Raw genomic sequence first — 23,227 nt, 5'->3', positions numbered from 1 at the left:
GAAAAATAGCTTTCCCTAAAATATTGCGTCTCTTTTCGCGACAATCGAAGCAGAGTGCCGTGTCTGTAAACCAATTGGAAACCATAGTTCGTCATCCTTAAGAAACGGTCGCATGCCGCGGACGGGCCAAAATTCGGCCTTTTTGGGCAGTTAGCGGCTCCGGCATAGATCAGTAGTCAGTGTTGCCGGCCTGCGTAGCGAGTTTTGGAAGACGAGTAGAGTATGGCGTTTGCAGTAGGGACGTTCAATAACGTCGCCCCTTTTGGCGGATCCCCTGTTCGTTCGGGCAGATCTCGCGGTTTTCTCACCGGCATCGCAATGGCCGGATTTTTGACCTCCACATGGCTCATCGGCGCTGTTGCAACAATGCAATCCGTGCCGATGCCGTTCTCCTCCAAAAAGGAGATTGCTCGGGTCACGGTTGCGCCGAAGGCAACACCTGTTGCCGTTGCGCATGAGCGGCTCATTCATGTGAACAAGGCTTCGCGGCTTGCGGCATTCGACGCCAAGCCGGTTGTGCCTTTGACGGCACAATTGATCCGGTCTCATGCTGAGAAGACATCGGCTGCCTCGAATGCGGTCCTAGCGCTTGCGAAGACCAACCGCCTTCCCGTTGCCGTCGCGCAACTTCAGCCGGTTGCCGTCTCCGACAATCCGCGCTTCAACAAGGACGACACGCTCAAGGCGTCGGCAACCGTCGTCGAAACCGCTTCCGCTGCGTCTGACGACGATGACAGGATCATCATTCCGTCGAAGGAAGCCGTTGCTGCTGCCGAAATGCCGGCCATGCTCGCGCTTACCGAAGCGGGGCCTCGCGTGATGCCTGTTCCGGTCGAGCCGGCGCCGGTCAATCGCGCTGCCGCTCCTGCTGCCGGCAAGCCGGCAGAGGTGGAAGTCGCCGAGACAGACGGCGGCCCGCGGCCTTTCGATCTGGTTCTTGCGCCCGGTGAGGATTCCATACCGCTGCCGATGGCGCGGCCCGATGGCCTCGTCGGCAAGCCGGCTCCGGCCTCCAAGGGTTCGCCACGTGCTGCCGAGCCTGTGCTTGCTTATGCCAAGCCGAGCTCGCCGATCGAGGATGACCAAGACGATGCAGTGCCGCGCTACGATAAGCCGGTCTTCTCGCCGCGCCTGCGCGCCGGTGTGGCGATCTACGACATCGAAAACGCTACGGTCTACCTGCCGAACGGCGAGCGGCTGGAGGCCCATTCCGGCCTCGGAAAGATGCGCGACAACCCACGCTACATTGATCAGAAGATGCGCGGACCGACGCCGCCGCACACCTATAATCTGACGATGCGTGAAGCTCTGTTCCATGGCGTAGCGGCCATTCGCCTGACACCGGTGCAGGGTTCGGACGCGATCTTCAACCGCGTCGGTCTGCTGGCACACACCTACATGCTTGGCAAGAACGGCGATTCCAACGGCTGCATTTCCTTCAAGGATTACAAGCGCTTCCTCGCCGCTTACAAGCGCGGTGATATCAGGCAGATCGTCGTCGTGCCGCGGATGAACAACAAGCCTGCTTCGACGCTTGCTTCGCTCTTCTCCTCGCGGACCTAAAGATTGGCCGCGAGGAAATCGGCGAGCGACCGGCTCTCTACCGAGAGGCGCAGCTTTCCCCTGACGAGCGCAAGTTCGGATGCCGGCTGCGGATCGAACCCATCTGCCGCTGCAAGCCGGCGATGTTCAGGCAGGACGGCATCCGATGGCAGCAAGCTGATGCCGAGGCCGGAAGCGACTGCGGCCTGAACTCCCATCAAACCCTGGCTCGTATAGGCAATGCGCCAACGCCGCCCGCTGCGCTCGATGAAGCGGATCGCCCGTTCGCGATAGATGCATCCAACAGGAAAAACCGCGAGCGGCACCGTCTCATCGTCCTTCACCGGCCGGTTCATGCTCTCGACCCAGACCAGCTCTTCCTCCCAACTGGCCAGACAGGCGCCGTCGCCGGGCTCGCGTTTGATCAGCGCCAGATCGATTTCGCCGGCGTCGAGAAGGCGGCGAAGCTCGACGCTCCATCCGCTGACGGTGTCGAGCCTTATATGCGACGAGGCAGCAGAAAAACCCGAGAGAAGATCGATGAGCCTGCGGCCGGCAAAATCCTCGGGAACACCGAGCCTGACGGTCTTGGGCGCAGTGGGCTTGCGCATGACGTCCATTGCCTCTTCTGCCGTCGCCAGCAGACGTCGCGCATAGCTCAGGAGCACTTCGCCCTCTTCCGTCGTCTGGATGCCACCCGTCGACTTGTCGCGCAGCAGCAGGGTGCGACCGATATTGGCCTCAAGCTTTTTGATCTGTTGGCTGACAGTGGACTGGGTGAGGTGAACGCGCTCTGCCGCACGCGTGAAGCCGCCGGTATCGACCACGGCTGCAAAGGTGCGAAGAAGATCAAGGTCGAAAGCGAAGCTCATTCGATTTTTCACTATGCGTAATTACAACATTTAATTTCTCAATGACTCCGTTCTTTGTCAACATGGCGAAAATCAAGGAGACGACAGATGACACTTCCCGGAAACCGGCCGACCTGGCTGACATTCGATTGTTACGGCACGCTGATCCAATGGGATGAAGGGCTGCTTGCCGCGATGGATGCGATCCTGTCGGCAAAGGGCGGCGATATCAACCAATCGGCCTTCATTGCTGTCTACGACCGATACGAGCATGAACTGGAACAGCAGAAGCCGCACCGATCCTTCGGCCAAGTCACCGCCCTTGCATTGGAACTGGCGATGAACGAGTTTGGCCTGCCGTTCAACACCGCCGATGCCGATCTGCTGACGTCATCGATCGGCCGGATGCCGCCCTTCCCCGAAGTCGTCGAAACGCTCGACAAGCTGAAGACTGCCGGGTTCCGGCTCGCCATTATCTCGAATACCGACGACGCGATCATTGCCGGCAATGTCGCGCAGCTCGGCGGCCTCATTGACCGAGTGATCACCGCTGAACAGGCGGAAGCCTATAAGCCGTCGCCACAGATCTTCCGGCATGCCTGGAAAACGCTCGGCATCGGCATGGATGATCTCGTGCATATCTGCGCCAGCCCGCATCTTGACCTTGCCGCCGCGCGCGAACTCGGTTTTCGTGCGATCTGGGTGGATCGCGGCACGGGACGGAAGCCGCTCAGCGATTACCGTCCCAACGAGATCGTGCCGACGCTCGACAAGGTGCCCGGCCTATTTGCCGCAAACGGCTGGATGTAATTTGACGCGATTGGAGACAAGACATGGCTCATGAACTGAACCTTGCGAAAGGACAGCCGGCGATACTGCGCAACCTGCCGCTCGATACGGACGAGATCTGGCAGTCGCGCGTCGATTTGGCGGCCTGCCTTCGAATGGCGGCGCGCCTCGGGCTTGAGGAAGGCATCTGCAACCATTTCTCCGCCGTCGTGCCCGGCCATCCCGATCTCTTTCTCGTCAACAGGCTTGGCTGGGCCTTTCAGGAGGCCACCGCCTCGTCTCTGCTGATCTGCGATTTCGATGGCAATGTCATCGCCGGCGACGGTGTGCCCGAAGCGACCGCCTTCTTCATCCATGCCCGCCTGCACAAGATGTCGCCGCGCGTGGGTGCCGCCTTCCATACGCATATGCCGAACGCGACCGCGCTCAGCATGGTCGAGGGCGATCCCTTCGTCTGGGCCGGTCAGACGGCACTAAAATTCTATGGCCGCGTCGCGGTCGATGAAAACTATAACGGGCTCGCGCTCGATGAGCGCGAGGGCGACAGGATCGCAACCGTGCTTGGCAACAAGGACATCCTGTTCATGAAAAACCATGGCGTCATGGTCTGCGCGCCAAACATCGCCGAAGCCTGGGACGATCTCTATTATCTTGAGCGCGCTGCAGAGGTTCAGCTCAAGGCGATGAGCACCGGGCGGCAATTGATTGCTGTGCCGACCGATATCGCCGAACAGGCCGCAAAGCAGATGCGGGAAAGCGATCCGGAAAGTGCGCGCCTGCATCTTGAAAGCGTCAGGCGTGTTCTCGACCGGCAAGCGCCGGAATACCGGAGCTAAATCCCGCTCATTTCAGCCAGGCGCCGATGCGCTCCAGAGCCTCGGCGATCTCGGCCTCCGAACCGGCATAGGACATGCGCAGGGTGCGCGGTCCTTCGACCGGGTCGAAATCGAGGCCGGGAGTGGTGGCGACATTGATCTCGGCCAGCATGCGCCGCGCGAAATCCATGCTGTCATTGGTGAAGCGCGAAACATCCACATAAGCGTAAAAGGCGCCGTCCATCGGTGACGCCGGCGCAAGACCGATCTTCGGCAGGCGATCGAGCAGCAGTTCGCGATTGGCGGCATAACTTGCCTTGACGCGATCCAGTTCCTCGCTGGCGCCGAGCGCTGCGGTGGCGGCGATCTGCGAAAGCTCCGGCGGCGAAATATAGAGACTTTGGGCGACGCGTTCGATCGGGCGCACCAGCTGTTCGGGCAGCACCATCCAGCCGATACGCCATCCGGTCATGCAGTAATATTTAGAGAACGAGTTGATGACGATTGCCTCGGCAGTCAGTTCCAGCGCGCTCGTCTCTTCGCCGGCAAAGGTCAGGCCGTGATAGATCTCGTCGGAGATGAAGGCGATGTTATTGGCATCGCAATAGGCGGCAAGCGCCTTCAGGCCTTCGCGGCCAGTCACTGTGCCGGTTGGATTAGCAGGACTTGCCAGCAGCACGCCCTTCAGTTTCACGCCCTTTTCCAGCTGGATCGCTTCAAGGCTTTCGGGCATTAGCGTGAAATGCGTTTCTGCTGTGACGGGCACTTCGACCACATTGAGGCCGAGGGCGCCGAGGATGTTGCGATAGGCGGGATAACCCGGCCGGGCAATGGCAACGGCATCGCCGGCATCAAAAAGCGACAGGAAGGCAAGATTGAAGGCGGCTGACGAGCCCGTGGTTACCGCGATGCGCGCAGGATCGATCTCCAGGCCATGGCGGTCGCGATAGTGCCAGGCAAGCGCATGTTTCAGCCGCGCCGTGCCAAGCGCGTCCGTATAGCCGATGCGCCCTTCGGTGAGCGCTGTGCGGGCGGCTTCAAGGGCTGCCTGGGGTGCGGGATGCGAGGGCTGGCCGACGGCCATGGAAATGACGGGGTGGCCGCTCGCGCGTCTCTTCGTGGCTTCGGCCAGAACATCCATGGCGTGGAATGGTTCGACTTCGCTGCGTTTCGAGATGGAAAACACGATCACTTCCTGCCTGGCTTCAGATAGAGGCCAGACAATTGCCGCAATAATCGGCTCATCACAATCCCGCGAGGGCTTGGATCGGAGGAAAATTCCTGTTTGATGGCGGCCCGACGCGCCGTAATTTGATGCGGACGCATCCAAGCCCATTAACCCGGCAATGGTATTTTCCGCTTCGAAAACCATCAGCCGACGACGAGGATACCATGGCCTTCTTCTCCAAAACGCTCACCGCGCTGGCGCTTGCAGCCTCCATCGCCCTTCCGGCTCAGGCGTTTGCATTCGACGATCAGCAGAAGAAGGAGCTCGGTGAATTCATCAAGCAGTACCTGATCGAAAATCCGGAGATCATGCTCGAGGTGCAGGACGCGCTGCAGAAAAAGCAGCAGATGGCCCAGCAGGTGAAGGCCACGATGGCGATCGAGAACAACACCGACGGCATCTTCGATTCCAAGAACGACGTGACGCTCGGCAACCCCAAAGGCGATGTCACCGTCGTCGAGTTCTTCGATTATAATTGCACCTATTGCCGTCACGCCCTGCCCGACATGCAGGCCTTGTTGAAGAAGGACAAGAATGTCCGCTTCGTGCTGAAGGAATTCCCGATCCTCGGGCCGGATTCGGTCGCGGCGCACCGCGTGGCGGATGCCTTCCGCCGCCTTGCGCCGGAAAAATACGGCGATTTCCACGTCGCGTTGCTCGGCAGCGATGGCCGTGCCTCCGAGGACACCGCAATCCAGGTCGCCTCTTCTCTCGGCGTCAGCGAAGACAAGATCCGCGCGGAGATGAAAAAGAGCCCGAACGATGGCATCGTGCAGGCGACTTATCAGCTTGCAGCCAATCTCGGTATCAGCGGTACACCGTCCTATGTGATCGGCAACGAAATGGTGCCCGGTGCCGTCGGCATCGACGACCTCGAAGCCAAGGTGAAGAACATGCGGGCCTGCGGCAAGACAAGCTGCTGAACCCGCGCCCATCAAATCGCCTAAATCGAAGCGTTTCAGCCATGTGGACAAACATGGCGCGACCTCCTCTGCCGATTCTGTAAGGGCTTTCAATAAGCCCGCGCGGAGTCTATAGGTGGCGCTCGCGCATTCCCGTGCCTTTGCCGCCGAAAGGCTGACACAGGACGCGATGAATACAATGAACCGCGTAACGGTCGCCTGATCCAGAGAGGATCAAGAGCCGGTGCGCCAAACGGAACATTCGATGACGCAAACGATTTTCGTCCTGAACGGCCCCAACCTGAATATGCTGGGCAAGCGAGAACCTGGCATTTATGGCGGCAAGACGCTCAAGGACATAGAGGCGGACTGCAAGGCTGCGGGCCGCGAGCTCGGATTCGACATCGATTTCCGCCAAAGCAATCACGAAGGCACGCTGGTGGACTGGCTCCACGAAGCGGATGAAAAGGCTGTCGGCGTTGCCATCAATGCAGGCGCCTATACGCACACATCCGTCGCGCTGCATGATGCGATCCGTGCTATTTCCATTCCCGTCATCGAACTCCACATATCCAATGTGCATGCACGGGAAGAATTCCGTCACAAGTCGATGATCGCGCCGGCATGCAAAGGCGTGATCTGCGGCTTCGGGCCTCACAGCTACATCCTGGCGCTCCACGCGCTGAAGAACATCACGGCATAAGAAGAAGACAGGGCAACACTCATGGCTGAAAAGAAATCCGGTATCGATCAGGCACTGATCCGCGATCTCGCCAATATCCTCAAGGACACGGATCTGACCGAGATCGAAGTCGAACAGGAAGATCTGCGTATCCGCGTTTCCCGCGCAGGCACGACCCAGTACATCCAGGCGCCGATTGCGGCCCCCGCCTATGCAGCACCGGCTGCAGCTGCAGCAGCCCCGGTAGCTGCTGCCGCTGCTCCCGCAGCGGCAGGCCGCAACCCGGCGAACACGGTGAACGCGCCGATGGTCGGCACCGCCTATATGGCCCCGGCCCCGGGCGCGCGCGCGTTTATCGAACTCGGCGCTACGGTCAAGGAAGGCCAGACGCTCCTCATCATCGAAGCGATGAAGACGATGAACCAGATCCCCTCGCCGAAGTCGGGCAAGGTTACGGAAATCCTCGTCGAAGACGGCTCGCCCGTCGAATACGGCCAGGCGCTCGTCGTCATCGAATAAGGCTTTGCCAATGATCTCGAAGATCCTCATAGCCAACCGCGGCGAGATCGCCCTTCGCGTGCTGCGCGCCTGCAAGGAACTCGGAATTGCGAGCGTTGCCGTGCATTCGACGGCTGATGCCGACGCCATGCATGTGCGCCTTGCCGACGAAAGTGTGTGCATCGGGCCGCCGCCTTCGCGCGAAAGCTATCTCAACATCCACCAGATCGTCGCAGCCTGCGAAATCACCGGCGCTGATGCCGTACATCCGGGTTACGGCTTCCTGTCGGAAAATGCCAAGTTCGCCGATATTCTCGAAGCCCACGGCATTACCTTCATCGGCCCGACGGCGGAACACATCCGCATCATGGGCGACAAGATCACCGCCAAGACGACGGCGCAGGAACTCGGCATCCCCGTCGTTCCCGGCTCCGATGGCGAAGTGAAGACCGAAGAGGATGCGCTGAGGACGGCAGCCTATATAGGCTATCCGGTGCTGATCAAGGCAACGGCCGGCGGCGGCGGACGCGGCATGAAGGTCGCCAAGACCGAAGCCGACCTGATTGAAGCCTGGTCGACGGCCCGCACCGAAGCGTCCGCCGCTTTCGGCAATGACGCCGTCTACATGGAAAAATACCTCGAAAAGCCACGCCACATCGAAATCCAGGTGTTCGGCGACGGCGAAGGCAATGCCATCCATCTCGGCGAACGCGACTGCTCGCTGCAGCGCCGTCACCAGAAGGTCTGGGAAGAGGCAAACTCGCCTGCCCTCAATGTCGAGCAGCGCAAGAAGATCGGCCAGATCTGCGCCGACGCCATGAAGAAGCTGAAATACCGCGGCGCCGGCACGATCGAGTTCCTCTATGAAAATGGCGAGTTCTATTTCATCGAAATGAACACCCGCCTGCAGGTGGAGCATCCGGTCACCGAAGCCATTACCGGCATCGACCTCGTGCATGAGCAGATCCGCGTTGCCTCCGGCGGCGGTCTCTCGGTCACGCAGGACGAAGTGCACTTCCACGGCCACGCCATCGAATGCCGCATCAATGCCGAAGACGCACGCACTTTCGTGCCCTCGCCCGGCACGATCACGCATTTCCATGCACCGGGTGGACTTGGCGTGCGCATCGATTCCGGTGCCTATCAGGGCTACAAGATCCCGCCCTATTACGACAGCCTCATCGGCAAGCTGATCGTGCACGGTCGGACACGCGTCGAATGCATGATGCGCCTGCGTCGCGCGCTCGATGAATTTGTCGTTGACGGAATCAAGACGACGCTGCCACTGTTCCAGGATCTCGTTTCCAACCAGGATATCGCCAACGGCGACTACGATATTCATTGGCTGGAAAAGTATCTCGCCAACAGCAAGCCGGCAGCATAGGACAAGAATGGCAGGAGCGCGCAGGAAGTCACCAGGTATTACCCCGGAGATTCTCCTGCGTGCCTATTCTATCGGCCTGTTTCCCATGGCCGAATCAGCCGACGATCCCGAAATCTTCTGGGTCGAGCCGGATATCCGCGGCGTCCTGCCGCTGGACAATCGTTTCCACATCTCCAAAAGCCTTCGAAAGACAATCCGCCAGAAGCCCTTCGACATTCGCTTCAACAGTGACTTCGATGCCGTGATTACTGCCTGTGCCAGCGAGACATCCGATCGCCCGAGCACCTGGATCAACGAAACCATCAAGACTCTCTATTCCGCCCTGCACCGCATGGGTCACGCGCATTCCGTCGAAGCCTGGGATGGCGATGAACTCGTCGGCGGGCTCTACGGCGTGTCGCTCGGATCGGCCTTCTTCGGGGAAAGCATGTTCTCTCGGCGGGCCGACGCTTCGAAAATCTGTCTCGTGCATCTGGTGGAACGTTTGAAGCAGAAGCACTTCACGCTTCTCGATACACAATTCACGACGGAACATCTAAAGACATTCGGGGCGATCGACGTACCGAAGGCGGATTATGCGCTGTTGCTCGCCGCAGCAATGGAATCGCCACATCTGGAGTTCTAGGGAACTCTCTTTTTGCCAGAGAAGACGTTTACTTCGCGCCGGCGCTATCCGGCGGCGGGACGTCGGAGTTCTGCTTGCAGTCCTTCAGCCAGACGTCATAGATCGGATGCTCGACGGCGTTGAGGCCGGGGCTGTCGGCAAACATCCAGCCGGTGAAGATACGGCGGATCTTGCGGTCCAGCGTGATCTCGTCGACTTCGACGAAACCGTCGATCTTCTGGGCTTCCGACTGGTCGCGCGAATAGCACGCCTTCGGCGTGACCTGCAGAGCGCCGAACTGGACCGTTTCGTTGACATAAACGTCGAACGTGGTGATGCGGCCGGTGATCTTGTCGAGGCCGGAGAAGACGGCGACCGGATTATCGATACGGGCAGCCTGCGCGGGAGTGGAAAGAAGCGCAGCGGAAAGCGCCAACAGCGATACAGCTCCCGCAGCCGGCAGGACCATGTTTCGCAGGGAAAGCTCCATATCTACCCGTCTCCAGCACATATCAGGTTCATGGCCGCGCGATTGCGGCCAACCTGCGGGTAAAGGTCAATTGTGGCCAAAGCGCGGGGCAGAACCCGTCCTCAGATGCTTGACGCTCAGTTGCCCGGCGTCCATGCGTCGTAGTCGCCGGTCACGCGCGGACGTTCGCCGGCAACCGAGAGCGAGCCCGGCGGGCGATAGGCCTGCGGCGAGCCCGTGGGATTGGCGCGGTGCGGCTTCTGCCATTCCTTGGCAACGTAGTTTTCCTTGGACGGGGGAACGTCGGTGCGGTGATGCATCCAGCCATGCCAGCCTGGAGGAATGGCGGAAGCTTCGGCGTAACCCTTGTAGATCACCCAGCGCTTCGGCAGGCCGTATGAGGAAAGCCCGCCCTCGTAATAGACATTGCCCAACTCGTCCTCACCAACGCGCTTGAAGCCGCGAAGGGCAAATAGCGTGCCGAACGTATAGTTGTTCCACCAGGTGAAGGTGTGCAGCAGGAACTTGATCATGTCTTTTCCTCGTGGCCGCAGGACGCGGACGAAAGCAGATAGGCTTTTTCGCTTATGCCGCCGCCAAGCCGAATTGTCCAGTGATTCCCGCCGAAACGACGGTCATTTCAGAGCCATCTTGAAACCGATATGCGAGGGCTTGAAACCCAGCCTTTCATAGAAACGATGGGCATCCTTGCGCACTGCATTCGATGTCAGCTGGACGCGCCGCACGCCGCGACTTTTCGCCTCGGCAATGGCGAATTCGATCATCCGAGCACCGATGCCCTGCCCGCGCAGATCGGCACGCGTGTGCACCGCCTCGATGATCATGGCGGACGAGCCGCGTCCATTGAGTGAGGTGGTGATCACCGTCTGGAAGGTGCCGACGACGTCACCGTCCCGCTCTGCAACGTGAAGCGTCTGGTTGGAAGACGCCGTGATCGTCGCGAAAGCGCCGGCATAATCCGGATAGGCCTCGGGATCGGTCGTATCACCATGACCGCCGAGAGGATCGGCGGCAAACATCGCAATCAAGGCCGGCAGATCACTTTTACGCGCTTCACGAATGATGATGTCGCCAGATTGCATATCAGTGGAGCTCGAGCGCCTTTTCGAAGACCAGCGTTGGAATGCCGGACTGGTCGGGACCGCTGTTCTCGTTACGGCCGGCCTCGACGAAACCAAGCCGCTCATAGAAATGGGCAGCCTCGTGGTTCTGCACCTCGACTTCCAGCCGCATGATTTCTGCATCCGGGAAGCAGGTTTCGAGTTCGGCGAATATATCGCGGCCGATGCCCTGGCGTTGCAGATCCGGTTTCACGTAGAGAAGATGCAGCATGACGGTCTTTGTCATCTCGGATGACATCGCCGCATAACCGACTCCACCGATATCCCGGCCGTCATCGGCGACCAGGAATTCGGCATTTTTCTTCGCCAGGCGCGCCTTCAGCGCAGTCGGCGAAAAGAGATGGGCAACGAGTTCGTTGACCTTTGCGACGCCGTGGCTCGCATCGTAGGCCGCATGGAAGCTCTCGTCGAGCAGAGTGCGGACCTTTTCCAGATCACGTTCGCTGGCCGTTCGGACGAAATAAACCAAAACTTTCTCCTTGCGGTATCGGCCTACCGAAAACCGCTTCGCACGTTTCGGCGGATGCCGTTGGCTTATTCCTCGATGCCGAGCTTTGCCTTGACGAGAGCCTGCACGGCCTGCGGGTTGGCCTTGCCGCCGGTCGCCTTCATCACCTGACCGACGAACCAGCCTGCAAGCGTCGGCTTTGCCTTGACCTTGGCAACCTGATCCGGGTTGGCGGCGATGATTTCATCGACGGCCTTTTCGATCGCGCCTGTATCCGTCACCTGCTTCAGGCCGCGGCTTTCAACGATCTCGTTGGGATCGCCACCCTCGTTGAGGATGATTTCGAAGACGTCCTTGGCGATCTTGCCGGAGATGGTCTCAGCCTTGATGAGGTCGATGATGGCACCGAGCTGAGCCGGAGAAACCGAGGTTTCCTCTATGCTCTTGCCGGTACGGTTCAGTGCGCCGAGCAAATCGTTGATGACCCAGTTGGCGGCCGTCTTGCCGTCGCGGCCCTCGGCAACGGCTTCGAAATAGTCGGCAATCGCCTTTTCCGAGACGAGCACGGAAGCGTCGTAGATCGAGAGACCGAGCTCGCGAACGAAACGCTCCTTCTTGTCGTCGGGCAGTTCCGGCAGATGCTGGGCCAGATCGCTGATGAAGGCGTCGTCGAATTGAAGCGGCAGCAGGTCCGGATCGGGGAAATAGCGATAGTCATGCGCATCTTCCTTAGTGCGCATGGACCGCGTCTCACCCTTGTTCGCGTCGAACAGGCGGGTTTCCTGATCGATCGTGCCGCCATCCTCGAGAATACCGATCTGCCGGCGGGCTTCGAATTCGATCGCCTGGCCGATGAAGCGGATGGAGTTGACGTTCTTGATTTCGCAGCGCGTGCCGAAAGGCTCGCCCGGACGACGCACGGAGACGTTGACGTCGGCGCGCATGGAGCCTTCATCCATGTTGCCGTCGCAAGTGCCGAGGTAGCGCACGATCGAGCGCAGCTTCGTCATGTAGGCCTTGGCCTCATCGGAGGTGCGCATATCCGGCTTGGAGACGATTTCCATCAGCGCCACGCCGGAACGGTTGAGGTCCACATAGGACATGGTCGGATGCTGGTCGTGCATCGACTTGCCAGCATCCTGCTCCAGGTGCAGGCGCTCGATACCGATCTCGATATCCTCGAACTGACCTTGACGATCCGGGCCGAGCGAGATGACGATCTTGCCCTCGCCGACGATCGGGTCCTTGTACTGGGAGATCTGGTAGCCCTGCGGCAGGTCCGGGTAGAAATAGTTCTTGCGGTCGAAGACCGAGCGCTTGTTGATCAGAGCCTTCAGGCCGAGGCCGGTGCGAACGGCCTGCTTGACGCATTCCTCGTTGATGACGGGCAGCATGCCGGGCATGGCGGCATCGACGAGCGACACGTTCGAATTCTGCGGCTTGCCGAATTCCGTCGAGGCGCCGGAGAAAAGCTTGGAATTGGAGAGCACCTGGGCATGGACTTCCATGCCGATGATGACTTCCCAATCGCCGGTGGCGCCGGGGATATAGCGTTTCGGATCAGGCGTGCGAACGTCGACAATGGTCATGAGATGCTCTTCGAAGGCTGTTCTTTTCAACTGGTGAGGTAAAGGAAATGGCCTGCCGGTGCAAGGCTTTCAGCGGTTAGAAACCGGGGCCGTAACCTTCCGGCTCCTGCGGGCCGAGATGCTTGGTGAGCCCGACGGACGGTACGTCACGATCAAGCTTCGGATTATAGGCGACCGAGAGCCAGTGGATCGAGTAGCCGTGCTTCTGAAAGAAGGCGATTGCCTCGGAATTTCCCGAGTGGGTCTGCATTGCCGCCTCCTCGAAGCCTCGCTCAAAGATATCGGCCTCGATACGCTCCAGCAGAGCGGTACCCAGCCCCTGCCGGTTGAAGCTCGGGTCGATCCAGAAGTCGGAAATCGTCTCGTCCAGCCCCTCGCGCGCCGCCCAACCGGCAACCTGTCCGTTCTGCTCGACGACAGTGATGGTCAGCCAGCTATTATCCACAAAAGTCCGGAAGGCGCTGCGGGCTCCATCCGTCATGGCGTCCGATTCGCCGATCAATGCCATTGCTCTTTGCCAGGCTCGTAAGCCGATCTCGCTCAAGAGTTCCGTTTCGCCTTCGCGGGCATTGCGAATGTGGATCAATGGCACCTCCGCTCTACAATAGAGAGTAGACCATTGAGTCGGGCAATTTTCCAGTGCCTCCAATGAGATAAAAGGGGAAAGCATTTCGATCGACTTTTGTCCGCAACCCTCGTCCGGCTTGACCGGATTGTAGTTGCTGATAAAAGACGCGCCAGAGGTGTTTTATGTCTAACCTGTCTGAGACCCGGTAAAGGTCCCTGCCCGCAAGCACAGGCTCGCGCGCATGGACCCGAAAAACGAAGCCGCGGCGTATCGGCCAAACCCGAACGCCAAATCGTTTTCGTGCGCCTTCATGAAGGCGTGTTTCCGGATCGACAGCAATGGACATCTCGCGCGCAGAACAGCGCATCCTGCACCTTATGGCCCAGGGCGGCCGTATCGAAATTACCCGCGACGACAATAAGAAGATCGAAACGGTGAACTGCTTCACCCGCGACGGCTGGGTCTATCCTGGCTTCGGTCTGGAGCTTTTCCGTAAGCTGAAACGGCTGAAGGCGATCAAGTCTTCGTCCGGACAGCCTTATCGGATCACGAACAGAGGGCTGCAACTGGTCAGATCGCAGCTCGATAACAGATAGGCTGACAAGAGCCTGGCCGCGCAGCAAAGTTGCTGTGCGGCCGGCAGAGTTTCAGAGCTTTTCGGAAAGCTCCGGACGCATCGCCGCCCACTCCTCGGCAATCGTGCCCGCGCCGACGGTCTTGCCGGCGCGGCGATACCAGTAGCCGGCGTTCCAGTCGTCGCCTTCGACGCGATGACAAAACGCGTGGCCCCAGTCGAAGGGCTGTTCGCCTTCATGGTTCTGGCAGATTTCGTGAACCGCCTCCCATTCCGCGCCCATCTTAAAGCCGCTGGCAGCGAGGCGATCAAAGGCCTCGATCAACCGTGCAAGATCCCGTTTCGGCATGAGGCCCTCCCCGCAAAGTCCTCCCTCTATAACAGGCGCCGCCTCGAAATCCGAGACGGCACCTGCTTTTCTTCAATCGCGGAGATTGATGATGTCGTTCATCAACCCGCCCGTACCGTTGTGGATGGTCAGGTAAGCTTTCGGATCGTTAAGCCGGTTACCACCATTTGGCCGGCGTGAACTTGCCGGCGGCCTGTTCGATGACATGGGCGGTCTTGAAGAGGGTTTCCTCGTCGAAGGCCTTGCCGATGAGCTGCAGGCCGAGGGGCAGGCCCCTATGGTCCAGACCGGCGGGAACGGCAATGCCCGGCAGACCGGCCATGTTGACCGTCACCGTAAAGATGTCGTTCAGGTACATCTTCACCGGATCGGATGCGAGGTCCTCGTCGGCAACGCCGAAGGCCGATGACGGGGTTGCGGGCGTCAGAATGGCATCGACTCCGGCATCGAAGGCGAGTTCGAAATCGCGCTTGATGAGCGTGCGGACCTTCTGGGCGCGCAGGTAATAGGCGTCGTAGTAACCGGCCGACAGAACATAGGTGCCGATCATGATGCGGCGCTTGACTTCCTGGCCGAAGCCGGCGGCGCGCGTCTTTTCGTACATGTCGACGATATCCTTGCCGTCGACACGCAGACCGTAGCGCACACCGTCGTAACGGGCGAGGTTCGAAGAGGCTTCGGCAGGGGCCACGATGTAATAGGCCGGCAGGGCGTATTTCGTGTGGGGCAGAGAGATGTTGACGATCTCGGCACCGGCATCCTTCAGCCAAGCGATACCCTGCTGCCAGATAGCTTCGATCTCGTCCGGCATTCCGTCGACGCGATATTCGTTCGGAATGCCGATCTTCATGCCCTTGAGCGATTTACCGATGGCGGCCTCATAATCCGGAACCGGCAGATCGACCGAGGTCGTATCCTTGGCATCGACGCTTGCCATCGACTTCAAGAGGATTGCGGCATCGCGAACGTCGCGGGCGATCGGGCCGGCCTGATCGAGCGAAGAGGCGAAGGCAACCGTACCCCAGCGCGAGCAGCGGCCATAGGTCGGCTTGATGCCGACGGTGCCGGTGAAGGCTGCCGGCTGGCGAATAGAGCCGCCGGTATCAGTGGCGGTCGCACCGGCGCAGAGATGGGCGGCAACGGCTGCGGCCGAACCGCCGGACGAGCCGCCAGGAACGAGCTGCTGGTTGGAGCCTGCGGCACGCCAAGGGTTGATGACAGCGCCATAATACGAGGTCTCGTTGGAAGAGCCCATCGCGAACTCGTCCATATTCAGCTTGCCGAGCATGACAGCGCCGTCATCCCAGAGGTTCTGGGTCACCGTCGATTCATAACGGGGCTCGAAACCATCGAGAATGTGGCTGCAGGCCTGGGTGTGCACGCCAACGGTGGCGAACAGGTCCTTGATGCCGAGCGGGATGCCTTCAAGATCACCTGCCTTGCCGGCGGCAATTCGCTCGTCAGAATTCTTCGCCATGACGCGTGCGAGATCCGGCGTGACCTTGATATAGGCGTTGAGCTGGCCATTGGCCGCATCGATCGCCGAAATATAGGCTTCGGTCAGTTCGGTTGCGGTGATCTCTCTGGCGCGCAGCTTCTGGCGGGCTTCGGCAATGGTCAGGCTGGTGAGTTCGCTCATCGTGTTTTCGCTTCAGATCTGAAAATGGCAACAGGGTCGGAAAGAGGCGTTGAGAGCCCTATTCGACGACTTTAGGCACCAGGAAGAAATTGTGGTCGGTGATAGGCGCATTAGCAACGACATCGGCGGCCTTGTTGCCGTCATTGACGACATCGGGCCGCTTCTTCATGTCCATCGGCGTTACCGAGGTCATAGCCTCGACACCTTCGACGTCGACTTCGGAAAGCTGCTCGACGAAGCCGAGGATGCCATTCAGCTCACCGACCATGCGATTTGCCTCTTCTTCCGAGACAGCAATACGGGCAAGGCGCGCAACGCGCTTAACGGTGGCGAGATCGACGGACATGGCATTCTCCGGATAGGAATTTTCCTATCGCTATAAAGACCATGTCCGTCCTGTGCAACGGGTTTGCCTTTTCGGCAAGGCAGAATTCCTCTCCCCAAATCCACCTGGATTCGAGGAGTTATGCATCAGAGCGAGAAGCTCTCGCCGGGCTTCGGCGCCTTCACTTCGGTTTTGGAGGCCTCCATGCCGGCAATGAATTTCTCCGGCGTCTGGTCGATGATCGGGAAGGTTCCGTAGTGGCCGGGAATGGCCGTCTTGAAGTTGAAGTAGCGCTGGCAGGCAAGCGCTGCGACAGCACCGCCCATGGTGAAGCGGTCGCCGATCGGGACGATGCCGATATCCGGCTGATGCAATTCGTTGATCAGCCCCATGTCGGAGAAGATATCGGTGTCGCCCATATGGAAGAGGCTGGGCTCGTCCTCGAAATGCAGCACGAGGCCGTTCGGGTTGCCGAGCGAATGGGAAACGCCATCTTCGGTGATCTGGGCGGAGGAGTGCAGTGCATTGGTGAAGGTCGCACTGAAACTGCCGAGCGAGACGGTGCCTCCGGTATTGCCCATTTCGAGCTTCTCGACACCCCTGGAGCCGAGCCAAGAAGCAAGGTCGGCATTGGCAAGAACGACGGCGCCGGTGTCCTTGGCAATCTGGATCGTATCACCGACATGGTCGGCATGGCCGTGGGTCAGCAGGATGTGGGTGATGCCTTTGGTTACGTCCTTGATATCCTGGCCAGTGAAGGATGGGTTATAAGTCAGGAAGGGATCGATCAGGATTTTGGCGGCTTTCGTCTCGATGCGGAAAGCAGCATGGCCAAGCCAGGTGATCTTCATGAAAAGTCTCCTTTATTACGTGATGCAAAAGACGATTTTGGAGCCAAAGCAATTCCGGCCGGAAAACCGTTTCGCACTTTTTCTGGAATTGCTCTAAGGACATAGCCGATATGGCCGCAAAGAAAAGCGGTGGGCGCTTCAATTTCTTTTGACAGGATGACACGACAATGACGGTGCTGACGATCGAGGAACTGGCCGAAGCGCTCGGTCCCGGACAGGCAATCGCCGGCCTCGATCTCGGCACGAAGACGATCGGTCTTGCCATGTCCGATCTCGGACGCCGCTTTGCGACGCCGCGTCCGGTCATCAAGCGCGAGAAATTCACCATCGATGCCGAGACCCTGCTGGCCTTCGCAACGAAAGAAAAGGTCTCAGCCTTCGTCATCGGCCTGCCGATGAATATGGATGGATCGGCAGGGCCGCGCGTTCAGGCGACGCGGGCCTTCGTGCGCAACATGGAGCAGAAAACCGCCCTTCCCTTTGTCTATTGGGATGAGCGGCTATCGACGGTGGCGGCAGAACGGGCCTTGCTGGAAATGGATGTTTCGCGGGCAAAACGCGCCGAACGGATCGATTCGGCTGCGGCAAGCTTCATCCTTCAGGGAGCCCTTGACAGGCTTTCCTTGCTGGCGAGATCGGCAGACGATATGGAGGCGTGACGCGCCCTCCACCATGCCGCAATCTGACGGCGCTTACGGAAGCCCATGATGGCAAAGACGACGAGGCTGTCGATGGCGATGGCGCGAGCGACCAGCGGCGGAATTTCCTCCGGCGGCAGGCCGAGCACCTTGCCGTAAACCTGGAATGTCAGGTCATGGACCTGCCGCGTCAGCATGAAGATGCCGAAGTTCAGATCGTAATAGGAAAGCCAGTACCATCCCGCCAGGAAGACGATCGGACCGGCCCAGAAGATCAGAAACCACTTCATGCGGCCTCTCCTTCGTGATTGCGCAGGACCGGCATATCAAGAGAAACGAGCCAGACCGACGATGCCATGATGCAGAGTACGAGCGTGGGCACGGCGATATCCAGCGCCAGCACGGCAAAAAACATCATCGCCGCGACAAGCAACGCGGTTCTGGCGATACTGGTTTCCATGGCTGAACTCGGGTCCACACTCGTTGCATTTCTACCTGACACCACACTGGCGGGTTAACCAGCATCACGCAACGTAAACCAATTGTTAAGGTTAATGTCTGGGCGCCGGCTGTGGATTATTCAGCCGTAGACGCCGCGCACCAGCCGCTTCAACGCACCTGCCGCCTTCTCCCAGTCCTTGCCGTTCTTCAAAACCAGACCCGCGCATTGCCCGCCGGCGGCGGCGGCAAGCACAAGATGCTGGATGGAGGCGAAGATCAGGGCATTGACGGAAGCGACGTCAACACCCTTCGGCGGCGTCAGCGAACCGCGCATGCGATCGAGCCACTGGCCAAGCGCCTTGGAGCGCGCTTCGGAAAGGCGCCTCACCTGTTCGGTATTTTCGGACACCTCCCAGGCGACGATGCGGCGCATCAGCGGATCGTCGCGCAACGCTTCCAGGAAAAGCAGCGACAACCGCTCCATCAGGTCGCCATAGGTCAGCAGGAACATGCCGCCGGTATCTTCGGGGATGCGGTCCTTGACCCAGTTGCCGAGATCGGCGCCGATCGCCTCGATGAGGCCTTCGAGGCCACCATAATAGCGGTAGATGAGCTGCTTGTCGCAGCCGGCGCGGCGGGCGACGGCATTGATGCCGAAATTCTGGAAACCCTCTTCCGCCAGCAGGCTCTTGGCCGCCTTCAGAATAGCGCGCTCGGTGGCGCCTCTGTCGCGGATACGCTTTTCAGGCTCAGTGGCACCCGTCTGTTCGAGCGCGGCCACGGCAGTTTCATTCAGCATTCGGTCAACCCCGGTCTGTCACCAATCGGTGAGTAACAGTGGAATTTTACGCCTACAATCCTATCTAATTGACAAGACTGTGGATATTGATGGTCTGCAGCTCTGCTGACGCTGGTGGGCGGCCCGGCGACATCTTTTCACCCGGTATGACGCGCTCGATAAATCTTGCCCATGCGGTTGATCGCGATGGACGAACCCGGCATAGCTGCATTATGAAAAGAGACGACAATTTCTGCTAAGGCCTTGCAATGGTGAATTATATCGAAGCCTCCTCCGCGCCGCCGAAAAATACCGGCGCCATCAGGCTTTATGGTCCGGAAGCATTCGAGGGAATGCGCAATGCGTGCCAGCTGACCGCGCGCTGTCTCGATGCGCTTGCCGATATCGTCAAGCCGGGTCTCGCAACCAATGAAATCGACCGCTTCGTTTTTGAATTCGGCATGGATCACGGCGCTTATCCAGCGACGCTGAACTACCGCGGCTATACGAAATCCACCTGCACTTCGATCAATCATGTGGTGTGCCACGGCATTCCCGATGACAAAGCGCTTCGCGAAGGCGATATCGTCAATATCGACGTGACCTTTGTCGTCGACGGCTGGCATGGGGATTCGAGCCGCATGTATCCGGTCGGCCAAATCAAACGCGCTGCCGAGCGGCTGCTCGAAGTGACCTATGAGTCGCTGATGCGCGGCATCGCCGCTGTTCATCCCGGCGCGCGCACCGGCGCGATCGGTGAAGCGATCCAGATCTATGCCGAAGCGGAGCGCTGCTCCGTCGTGCGCGATTTTTGCGGCCACGGTGTCGGCCGTCTCTTCCACGATTCGCCGAACATCCTGCATTATGGTCGCGCCAATGAAGGACCGGAATTGCGTGAGGGCATGATCTTCACCATCGAACCGATGATCAATCTCGGACGCCCGCATGTGAAGGTGCTGGCGGACGGCTGGACCGCCGTGACGCGTGACCGCTCGCTGTCAGCGCAGTACGAACATACGATCGGCGTGACCGCGAATGGCTGCGAGATCTTTACGCTTTCGCCCGCCGGTCTCGACCGGCCGGGCCTGCCGCCGCTGAACGGATGACGGTCTCCATGGCGAAAGACCCCGTTCCGCAGGCTGGCGATGACGAATTGCCTTTCGACATGGACGAGGATATCGCCGTGGACGAACGGGCGTTTTTCGGACAGCCGGCAAAGGCGGTGGTTCCTGCAAAAAAAGCCGCCCTGCCCGTCAGGGAAGAGCATTATCACGGCCATCGCGAGAGGCTGCGCAACCGCTTCCGTGAGAATGGCGATACGGCGCTCGCCGACTATGAGATCCTCGAACTCCTGCTCTTCCGGCTGATCCCGCGCCGCGACACGAAACCGATCGCCAAGGCGCTGATCGATCGCTTCGGATCACTTGCCGGCGTCTTCGGTGCACCGGCAGCACTGCTGCAGGAAATCAAAGGCGTCGGAGAGACGGTGGCGCTGGATCTGAAGCTGATATCCGCCATTGGCCATCGCGCACTGAAGAGCGAACTCAGGGGCAAGCAGGTGCTTTCCTCGTGGTCGTCGGTCATCCAATATTGTCATGCGGCCATGGCGCATGAGACGCGCGAACAGTTCCGCATTCTCTTCCTCGACAAGCGCAATGCGCTGATCGCCGACGAGGTGCAGGGGCATGGCACGGTGGACCACACGCCTGTCTATCCGCGTGAGGTAGTGAGGCGAGCGCTCGAGCTTTCGGCAACGGCGCTGATTCTGGTGCACAATCACCCTTCGGGCGACCCCACTCCATCGCGCGCCGATATCGACATGACGAAGATGATCATCGATGCTGCAAAGCCGCTCGGTATTGCCATCCACGATCACATCATCATCGGCAAAGACGGACAAGCAAGCCTCAAAGGCCTGCGCTTGATATAAGACTGCGGCTAAGGCATGAAAAAGCCATCTTGGCGTTCTCCAAGCTGAATGACTGACAACAGGATGGGAATTATGAGCATTTTTCCTGGTCGCTTGTACGCGCCGCCGAGCCTTCGATCGCTGATACGACTAACGCTTCTGCTGCTGATCGTAACCGGTCTCTACCTCGGCTACCTGCAGCTTTCGACCAATGTTCATGCGGTCATCGATGGCCAGGTCTACCGCTCCGCTCAGCCCTCCCCTGCAAAGCTTGGCGAACTCGTCAAGGAGTACGGCATCAAATCGGTGCTTAACCTGCGCGGCGACAGCAGCGGCGAGGGCTGGTACGACAATGAGATTGCCGCGGCAAAGGGCCTCAATGTCCAGCATATCGATTTCCGCATGTCAGCAACGAAGGAACTCTCCGTCGAGGAAGGGCGCCAGCTGATGGCGATCATGGCAGCCGCGCCCAAGCCGATGCTCATCCACTGCAAGGCCGGCGCCGACCGTACGGGGCTGGCTTCGGCCATCTACGTCGCAGGCGTCGCCAAGGAAGGAGAGATGGCGGCGGAGTCGCAGATCTCGCTGACATACGGCCATCTGTCGCTTTTCTTCATCGGCGCCTATGCTATGGACCGCACATTCGAGCGGCTTGAGCCAATGTTCGGCTTTTTGAACTCCTAACTGCACCAGAATACAAACTGTAACATTGACCGGCTACCGATGAACGCGCGACATTTCGCGTCGCAATATGATTCCAATTCCAGTTCGGGGCTAAAGATGTTCCAGTACGATCTCGTGGTAGTCGGCAGCGGTCCGGCAGGGCGCCGTGGCGCGATACAGGCTGCAAAACTCGGCAAGAAAGTGCTGGTCATCGAGCAAGGAAAGCGTGTCGGCGGTGTCTCCGTCCACACCGGCACGATCCCTTCCAAGACGCTGCGCGAGACCGCACTCAATCTTTCCGGCTGGCGTGAGCGCGGGTTCTACGGCCGCAGTTACCGCGTGAAGCAGGAGATCAGTGCCGAAGATCTGCGCCGCCGCCTGCTGATTACGCTCGATCATGAAGTCGAAGTGCTCGAACACCAGTTCGCCCGCAATCGCGTCCAGCACATCCGCGGCAAGGCAAGCTTCGTCGATACCAATACCCTGCAGGTCATCAAGGACGACGGCGACACGATGACGGTGACCGGCGCCAGCATTCTGCTCGCCGTCGGCACCAAGCCCTTCCGGCCTGACTACATACCGTTCGACAACAAGACCGTGCTCGACAGCGACGAACTGCTCGATATCGAAGAATTGCCGCGCACGATGGTCGTCATCGGCGCCGGTGTTATCGGCATCGAATATGCGACAATCTTTTCGGCGCTGGATACGGCCGTAACCGTCATCGATCCGAAGTCGACCATGCTCGACTTCATCGACAAGGAAATCGTCGAGGACTTCACCTATCAACTGCGCGACCGCAACATGAAGCTGCTGCTCGGCACGAAGGCAGAGAAGGTCGAGCGGCTTGATACCGGCAAGGTGCAGTTGACGCTCGACAGCGGCCGGCATCTCGTGACCGACATGGCGCTGTTTGCCGCCGGGCGCATGGGCGCCACCGATACGCTGAACCTACAGGCCGTTGGTATCGAAGCCGACAGCCGCGGCCGTCTGAAGGTCAATCCCGAGACTTTCCAGACCTCGGTACCGAACATCTACGCCGCCGGCGACGTCGTCGGTTTCCCGAGCCTTGCCTCGACTTCGATGGAACAGGGCCGTATTGCAGCGCGCGTGGCGATCGGCGCCGTCGCCAAGGAGCCGCAGAAATACTTCCCCTACGGCATTTATGCCGTGCCGGAAATCTCCACCTGCGGCCTGACGGAAGAGGAAATGAAGGAGCGCGGCATTCCCTATGAATGCGGCATCGCCCGCTTCCGCGAGACCTCGCGCGGCCACATCATGGGCCTCGATACCGGCTTGCTGAAGCTGATCTTCTCGTTGAAGACGCGCCGGCTGCTCGGCGTGCACATCGTCGGCGAAGGTGCGACCGAACTGGTGCATATCGGCCAGGCCGTGCTGAACCTGAAGGGTACAGTCGAATATTTCGTCGAAAATACCTTCAACTATCCGACGCTTGCCGAAGCTTACAAAATCGCCGGCCTCGATGCGTGGAACCGCATGGGCGATATAAAGTCCGAACTTTAAAGAAACGCGGGGAAGGACCCTCGCC

General features: G+C 59.5%; 29 protein-coding genes. 14 read left to right on the top strand and 15 right to left on the bottom strand.

The window, feature by feature from the left end; genetic code table 11:
• The first annotated feature begins 222 nt into the window (after window positions 1-222).
• Window positions 223-1,563, top strand: coding sequence for a tlde1 domain-containing protein (locus KQ933_RS06380; RefSeq protein WP_216757871.1), 1,341 nt, complete (start codon window positions 223-225; stop codon window positions 1,561-1,563).
• On the opposite strand, the gene KQ933_RS06375 is transcribed toward KQ933_RS06380, so the two are convergent.
• Window positions 1,560-2,414, bottom strand: a complete 855-nt coding sequence (locus KQ933_RS06375; RefSeq protein WP_216757870.1) for a LysR family transcriptional regulator — start codon at window positions 2,412-2,414, stop codon at window positions 1,560-1,562. The genes KQ933_RS06380 and KQ933_RS06375 overlap by 4 nt on opposite strands.
• Before the next feature lie 87 nt (window positions 2,415-2,501).
• On the opposite strand from KQ933_RS06375, the gene KQ933_RS06370 reads away from it, so the two are divergent.
• Both KQ933_RS06370 and KQ933_RS06365 read left to right on the top strand, forming a co-directional pair.
• Window positions 2,502-3,203 carry a haloacid dehalogenase type II gene (locus tag KQ933_RS06370; RefSeq protein WP_216757869.1) on the top strand — a complete coding sequence of 234 codons (702 nt, stop codon included), beginning with the start codon at window positions 2,502-2,504 and terminating at the stop codon, window positions 3,201-3,203.
• A gap of 23 nt (window positions 3,204-3,226) precedes the next feature.
• On the top strand, window positions 3,227-4,018 hold the full coding sequence (locus KQ933_RS06365; protein ID WP_216757868.1) for an aldolase: 792 nt from the start codon (window positions 3,227-3,229) through the stop codon (window positions 4,016-4,018).
• A 7-nt stretch (window positions 4,019-4,025) separates the two neighbouring features.
• Here the strand turns inward: KQ933_RS06365 and KQ933_RS06360 are convergent, their stop codons facing one another.
• A complete protein-coding gene (locus KQ933_RS06360; protein ID WP_216757867.1) occupies window positions 4,026-5,183 on the bottom strand; it encodes a pyridoxal phosphate-dependent aminotransferase in 1,158 nt (385 codons plus the stop codon).
• 206 nt (window positions 5,184-5,389) lie between these two features.
• Here KQ933_RS06360 and KQ933_RS06355 point away from each other — a divergent pair, with 206 nt between their 5' ends.
• From KQ933_RS06355 to aat, 5 genes are all read left to right on the top strand, one after another.
• Entirely contained in the window at window positions 5,390-6,148 is a 759-nt protein-coding gene (locus KQ933_RS06355; RefSeq protein ID WP_216757866.1) for a DsbA family protein, read from the top strand.
• A 244-nt stretch (window positions 6,149-6,392) separates the two neighbouring features.
• A complete protein-coding gene (aroQ, locus tag KQ933_RS06350) occupies window positions 6,393-6,830 on the top strand; it encodes a type II 3-dehydroquinate dehydratase (RefSeq protein ID WP_216757865.1) in 438 nt (145 codons plus the stop codon).
• 21 nt (window positions 6,831-6,851) lie between these two features.
• A complete protein-coding gene (gene accB, locus KQ933_RS06345) occupies window positions 6,852-7,328 on the top strand; it encodes an acetyl-CoA carboxylase biotin carboxyl carrier protein (RefSeq protein ID WP_216757864.1) in 477 nt (158 codons plus the stop codon).
• Between the two features lie 10 nt (window positions 7,329-7,338).
• Window positions 7,339-8,691 (top strand): acetyl-CoA carboxylase biotin carboxylase subunit, encoded by a 1,353-nt coding sequence (accC, locus tag KQ933_RS06340; protein WP_216757863.1) that lies wholly within the window; start codon window positions 7,339-7,341, stop codon window positions 8,689-8,691.
• Window positions 8,692-8,698: 7 nt separating this feature from the next.
• Complete coding sequence (gene aat, locus KQ933_RS06335) at window positions 8,699-9,316, top strand: leucyl/phenylalanyl-tRNA--protein transferase (protein WP_216757862.1); 618 nt, start codon at window positions 8,699-8,701, stop codon at window positions 9,314-9,316.
• A 28-nt stretch (window positions 9,317-9,344) separates the two neighbouring features.
• Here the strand turns inward: aat and KQ933_RS06330 are convergent, their stop codons facing one another.
• From KQ933_RS06330 to KQ933_RS06305, 6 genes are all read right to left on the bottom strand, one after another.
• Window positions 9,345-9,785, bottom strand: coding sequence for a DUF2155 domain-containing protein (locus tag KQ933_RS06330; RefSeq protein WP_216757861.1), 441 nt, complete (start codon window positions 9,783-9,785; stop codon window positions 9,345-9,347).
• Window positions 9,786-9,901: 116 nt separating this feature from the next.
• Window positions 9,902-10,297 carry an NADH:ubiquinone oxidoreductase subunit NDUFA12 gene (locus tag KQ933_RS06325; protein WP_183804871.1) on the bottom strand — a complete coding sequence of 132 codons (396 nt, stop codon included), beginning with the start codon at window positions 10,295-10,297 and terminating at the stop codon, window positions 9,902-9,904.
• A gap of 102 nt (window positions 10,298-10,399) precedes the next feature.
• A complete protein-coding gene (locus KQ933_RS06320) occupies window positions 10,400-10,867 on the bottom strand; it encodes a GNAT family N-acetyltransferase (RefSeq protein WP_216757860.1) in 468 nt (155 codons plus the stop codon).
• Between the two features lies 1 nt (window position 10,868).
• Complete coding sequence (locus tag KQ933_RS06315) at window positions 10,869-11,375, bottom strand: GNAT family N-acetyltransferase (RefSeq protein WP_216757859.1); 507 nt, start codon at window positions 11,373-11,375, stop codon at window positions 10,869-10,871.
• A 65-nt stretch (window positions 11,376-11,440) separates the two neighbouring features.
• The gene (gene gatB, locus KQ933_RS06310; RefSeq protein ID WP_216757858.1) at window positions 11,441-12,943 is read right to left on the bottom strand and encodes an Asp-tRNA(Asn)/Glu-tRNA(Gln) amidotransferase subunit GatB; all 1,503 of its coding nucleotides are present in this window, start codon (window positions 12,941-12,943) and stop codon (window positions 11,441-11,443) included.
• A 76-nt stretch (window positions 12,944-13,019) separates the two neighbouring features.
• Window positions 13,020-13,529, bottom strand: coding sequence for a GNAT family N-acetyltransferase (locus KQ933_RS06305; RefSeq protein ID WP_216757857.1), 510 nt, complete (start codon window positions 13,527-13,529; stop codon window positions 13,020-13,022).
• A 320-nt stretch (window positions 13,530-13,849) separates the two neighbouring features.
• On the opposite strand from KQ933_RS06305, the gene KQ933_RS06300 reads away from it, so the two are divergent.
• Window positions 13,850-14,107 (top strand): YjhX family toxin, encoded by a 258-nt coding sequence (locus tag KQ933_RS06300; protein ID WP_216757856.1) that lies wholly within the window; start codon window positions 13,850-13,852, stop codon window positions 14,105-14,107.
• Between the two features lie 51 nt (window positions 14,108-14,158).
• Here KQ933_RS06300 and KQ933_RS06295 read toward each other — a convergent pair whose 3' ends face one another.
• From KQ933_RS06295 to KQ933_RS06280, 4 genes are all read right to left on the bottom strand, one after another.
• Complete coding sequence (locus tag KQ933_RS06295; protein WP_216757855.1) at window positions 14,159-14,434, bottom strand: hypothetical protein; 276 nt, start codon at window positions 14,432-14,434, stop codon at window positions 14,159-14,161.
• Window positions 14,435-14,591: 157 nt separating this feature from the next.
• A complete protein-coding gene (gene gatA, locus KQ933_RS06290; RefSeq protein ID WP_216757854.1) occupies window positions 14,592-16,073 on the bottom strand; it encodes an Asp-tRNA(Asn)/Glu-tRNA(Gln) amidotransferase subunit GatA in 1,482 nt (493 codons plus the stop codon).
• 58 nt (window positions 16,074-16,131) lie between these two features.
• Window positions 16,132-16,419 carry an Asp-tRNA(Asn)/Glu-tRNA(Gln) amidotransferase subunit GatC gene (gene gatC, locus KQ933_RS06285; RefSeq protein WP_216757853.1) on the bottom strand — a complete coding sequence of 96 codons (288 nt, stop codon included), beginning with the start codon at window positions 16,417-16,419 and terminating at the stop codon, window positions 16,132-16,134.
• 125 nt (window positions 16,420-16,544) lie between these two features.
• Entirely contained in the window at window positions 16,545-17,249 is a 705-nt protein-coding gene (locus tag KQ933_RS06280) for a metal-dependent hydrolase (protein WP_216757852.1), read from the bottom strand.
• A 167-nt stretch (window positions 17,250-17,416) separates the two neighbouring features.
• On the opposite strand from KQ933_RS06280, the gene ruvX reads away from it, so the two are divergent.
• Window positions 17,417-17,908, top strand: coding sequence for a Holliday junction resolvase RuvX (gene ruvX, locus KQ933_RS06275; RefSeq protein ID WP_216757851.1), 492 nt, complete (start codon window positions 17,417-17,419; stop codon window positions 17,906-17,908).
• Here ruvX and KQ933_RS06270 read toward each other — a convergent pair.
• The 3 genes from KQ933_RS06270 to KQ933_RS06260 all read right to left on the bottom strand — a co-directional run bounded on the left by KQ933_RS06270 (window position 17,848) and on the right by KQ933_RS06260 (window position 19,127).
• Window positions 17,848-18,177: a DUF6105 family protein gene (locus KQ933_RS06270; protein ID WP_216757850.1), complete on the bottom strand. Its 330-nt coding sequence runs from the start codon at window positions 18,175-18,177 to the stop codon at window positions 17,848-17,850. The two genes, ruvX and KQ933_RS06270, sit on opposite strands and share 61 nt — an antisense overlap.
• Window positions 18,174-18,347, bottom strand: coding sequence for a hypothetical protein (locus KQ933_RS06265; protein ID WP_216757849.1), 174 nt, complete (start codon window positions 18,345-18,347; stop codon window positions 18,174-18,176). Before KQ933_RS06265 ends, KQ933_RS06270 begins: the two co-directional genes overlap by 4 nt.
• 120 nt (window positions 18,348-18,467) lie before the next feature.
• Window positions 18,468-19,127 carry a TetR/AcrR family transcriptional regulator gene (locus KQ933_RS06260; RefSeq protein WP_216757848.1) on the bottom strand — a complete coding sequence of 220 codons (660 nt, stop codon included), beginning with the start codon at window positions 19,125-19,127 and terminating at the stop codon, window positions 18,468-18,470.
• 248 nt (window positions 19,128-19,375) lie between these two features.
• Between KQ933_RS06260 and map the strand changes: the two genes are divergently transcribed.
• The 4 genes from map (at window position 19,376) to sthA (ending at window position 23,202) form a co-directional block, all read left to right on the top strand.
• Entirely contained in the window at window positions 19,376-20,212 is an 837-nt protein-coding gene (gene map, locus KQ933_RS06255; RefSeq protein ID WP_216757847.1) for a type I methionyl aminopeptidase, read from the top strand.
• Between the two features lie 8 nt (window positions 20,213-20,220).
• Entirely contained in the window at window positions 20,221-21,036 is an 816-nt protein-coding gene (radC, locus tag KQ933_RS06250) for a DNA repair protein RadC (protein WP_216757846.1), read from the top strand.
• Window positions 21,037-21,108: 72 nt separating this feature from the next.
• Window positions 21,109-21,699, top strand: coding sequence for a dual specificity protein phosphatase family protein (locus KQ933_RS06245; RefSeq protein ID WP_216757845.1), 591 nt, complete (start codon window positions 21,109-21,111; stop codon window positions 21,697-21,699).
• Between the two features lie 96 nt (window positions 21,700-21,795).
• Window positions 21,796-23,202 (top strand): Si-specific NAD(P)(+) transhydrogenase, encoded by a 1,407-nt coding sequence (sthA, locus tag KQ933_RS06240; RefSeq protein ID WP_216757844.1) that lies wholly within the window; start codon window positions 21,796-21,798, stop codon window positions 23,200-23,202.
• Window positions 23,203-23,227 lie beyond the last annotated feature (25 nt).

This window comes from Rhizobium sp. WYJ-E13, from assembly GCF_018987265.1.
Lineage (GTDB): Bacteria > Pseudomonadota > Alphaproteobacteria > Rhizobiales > Rhizobiaceae > Rhizobium.
Note: the sequence above shows the minus strand (reverse complement) of the source record. Positions and strands in the feature narration are given on the sequence as shown.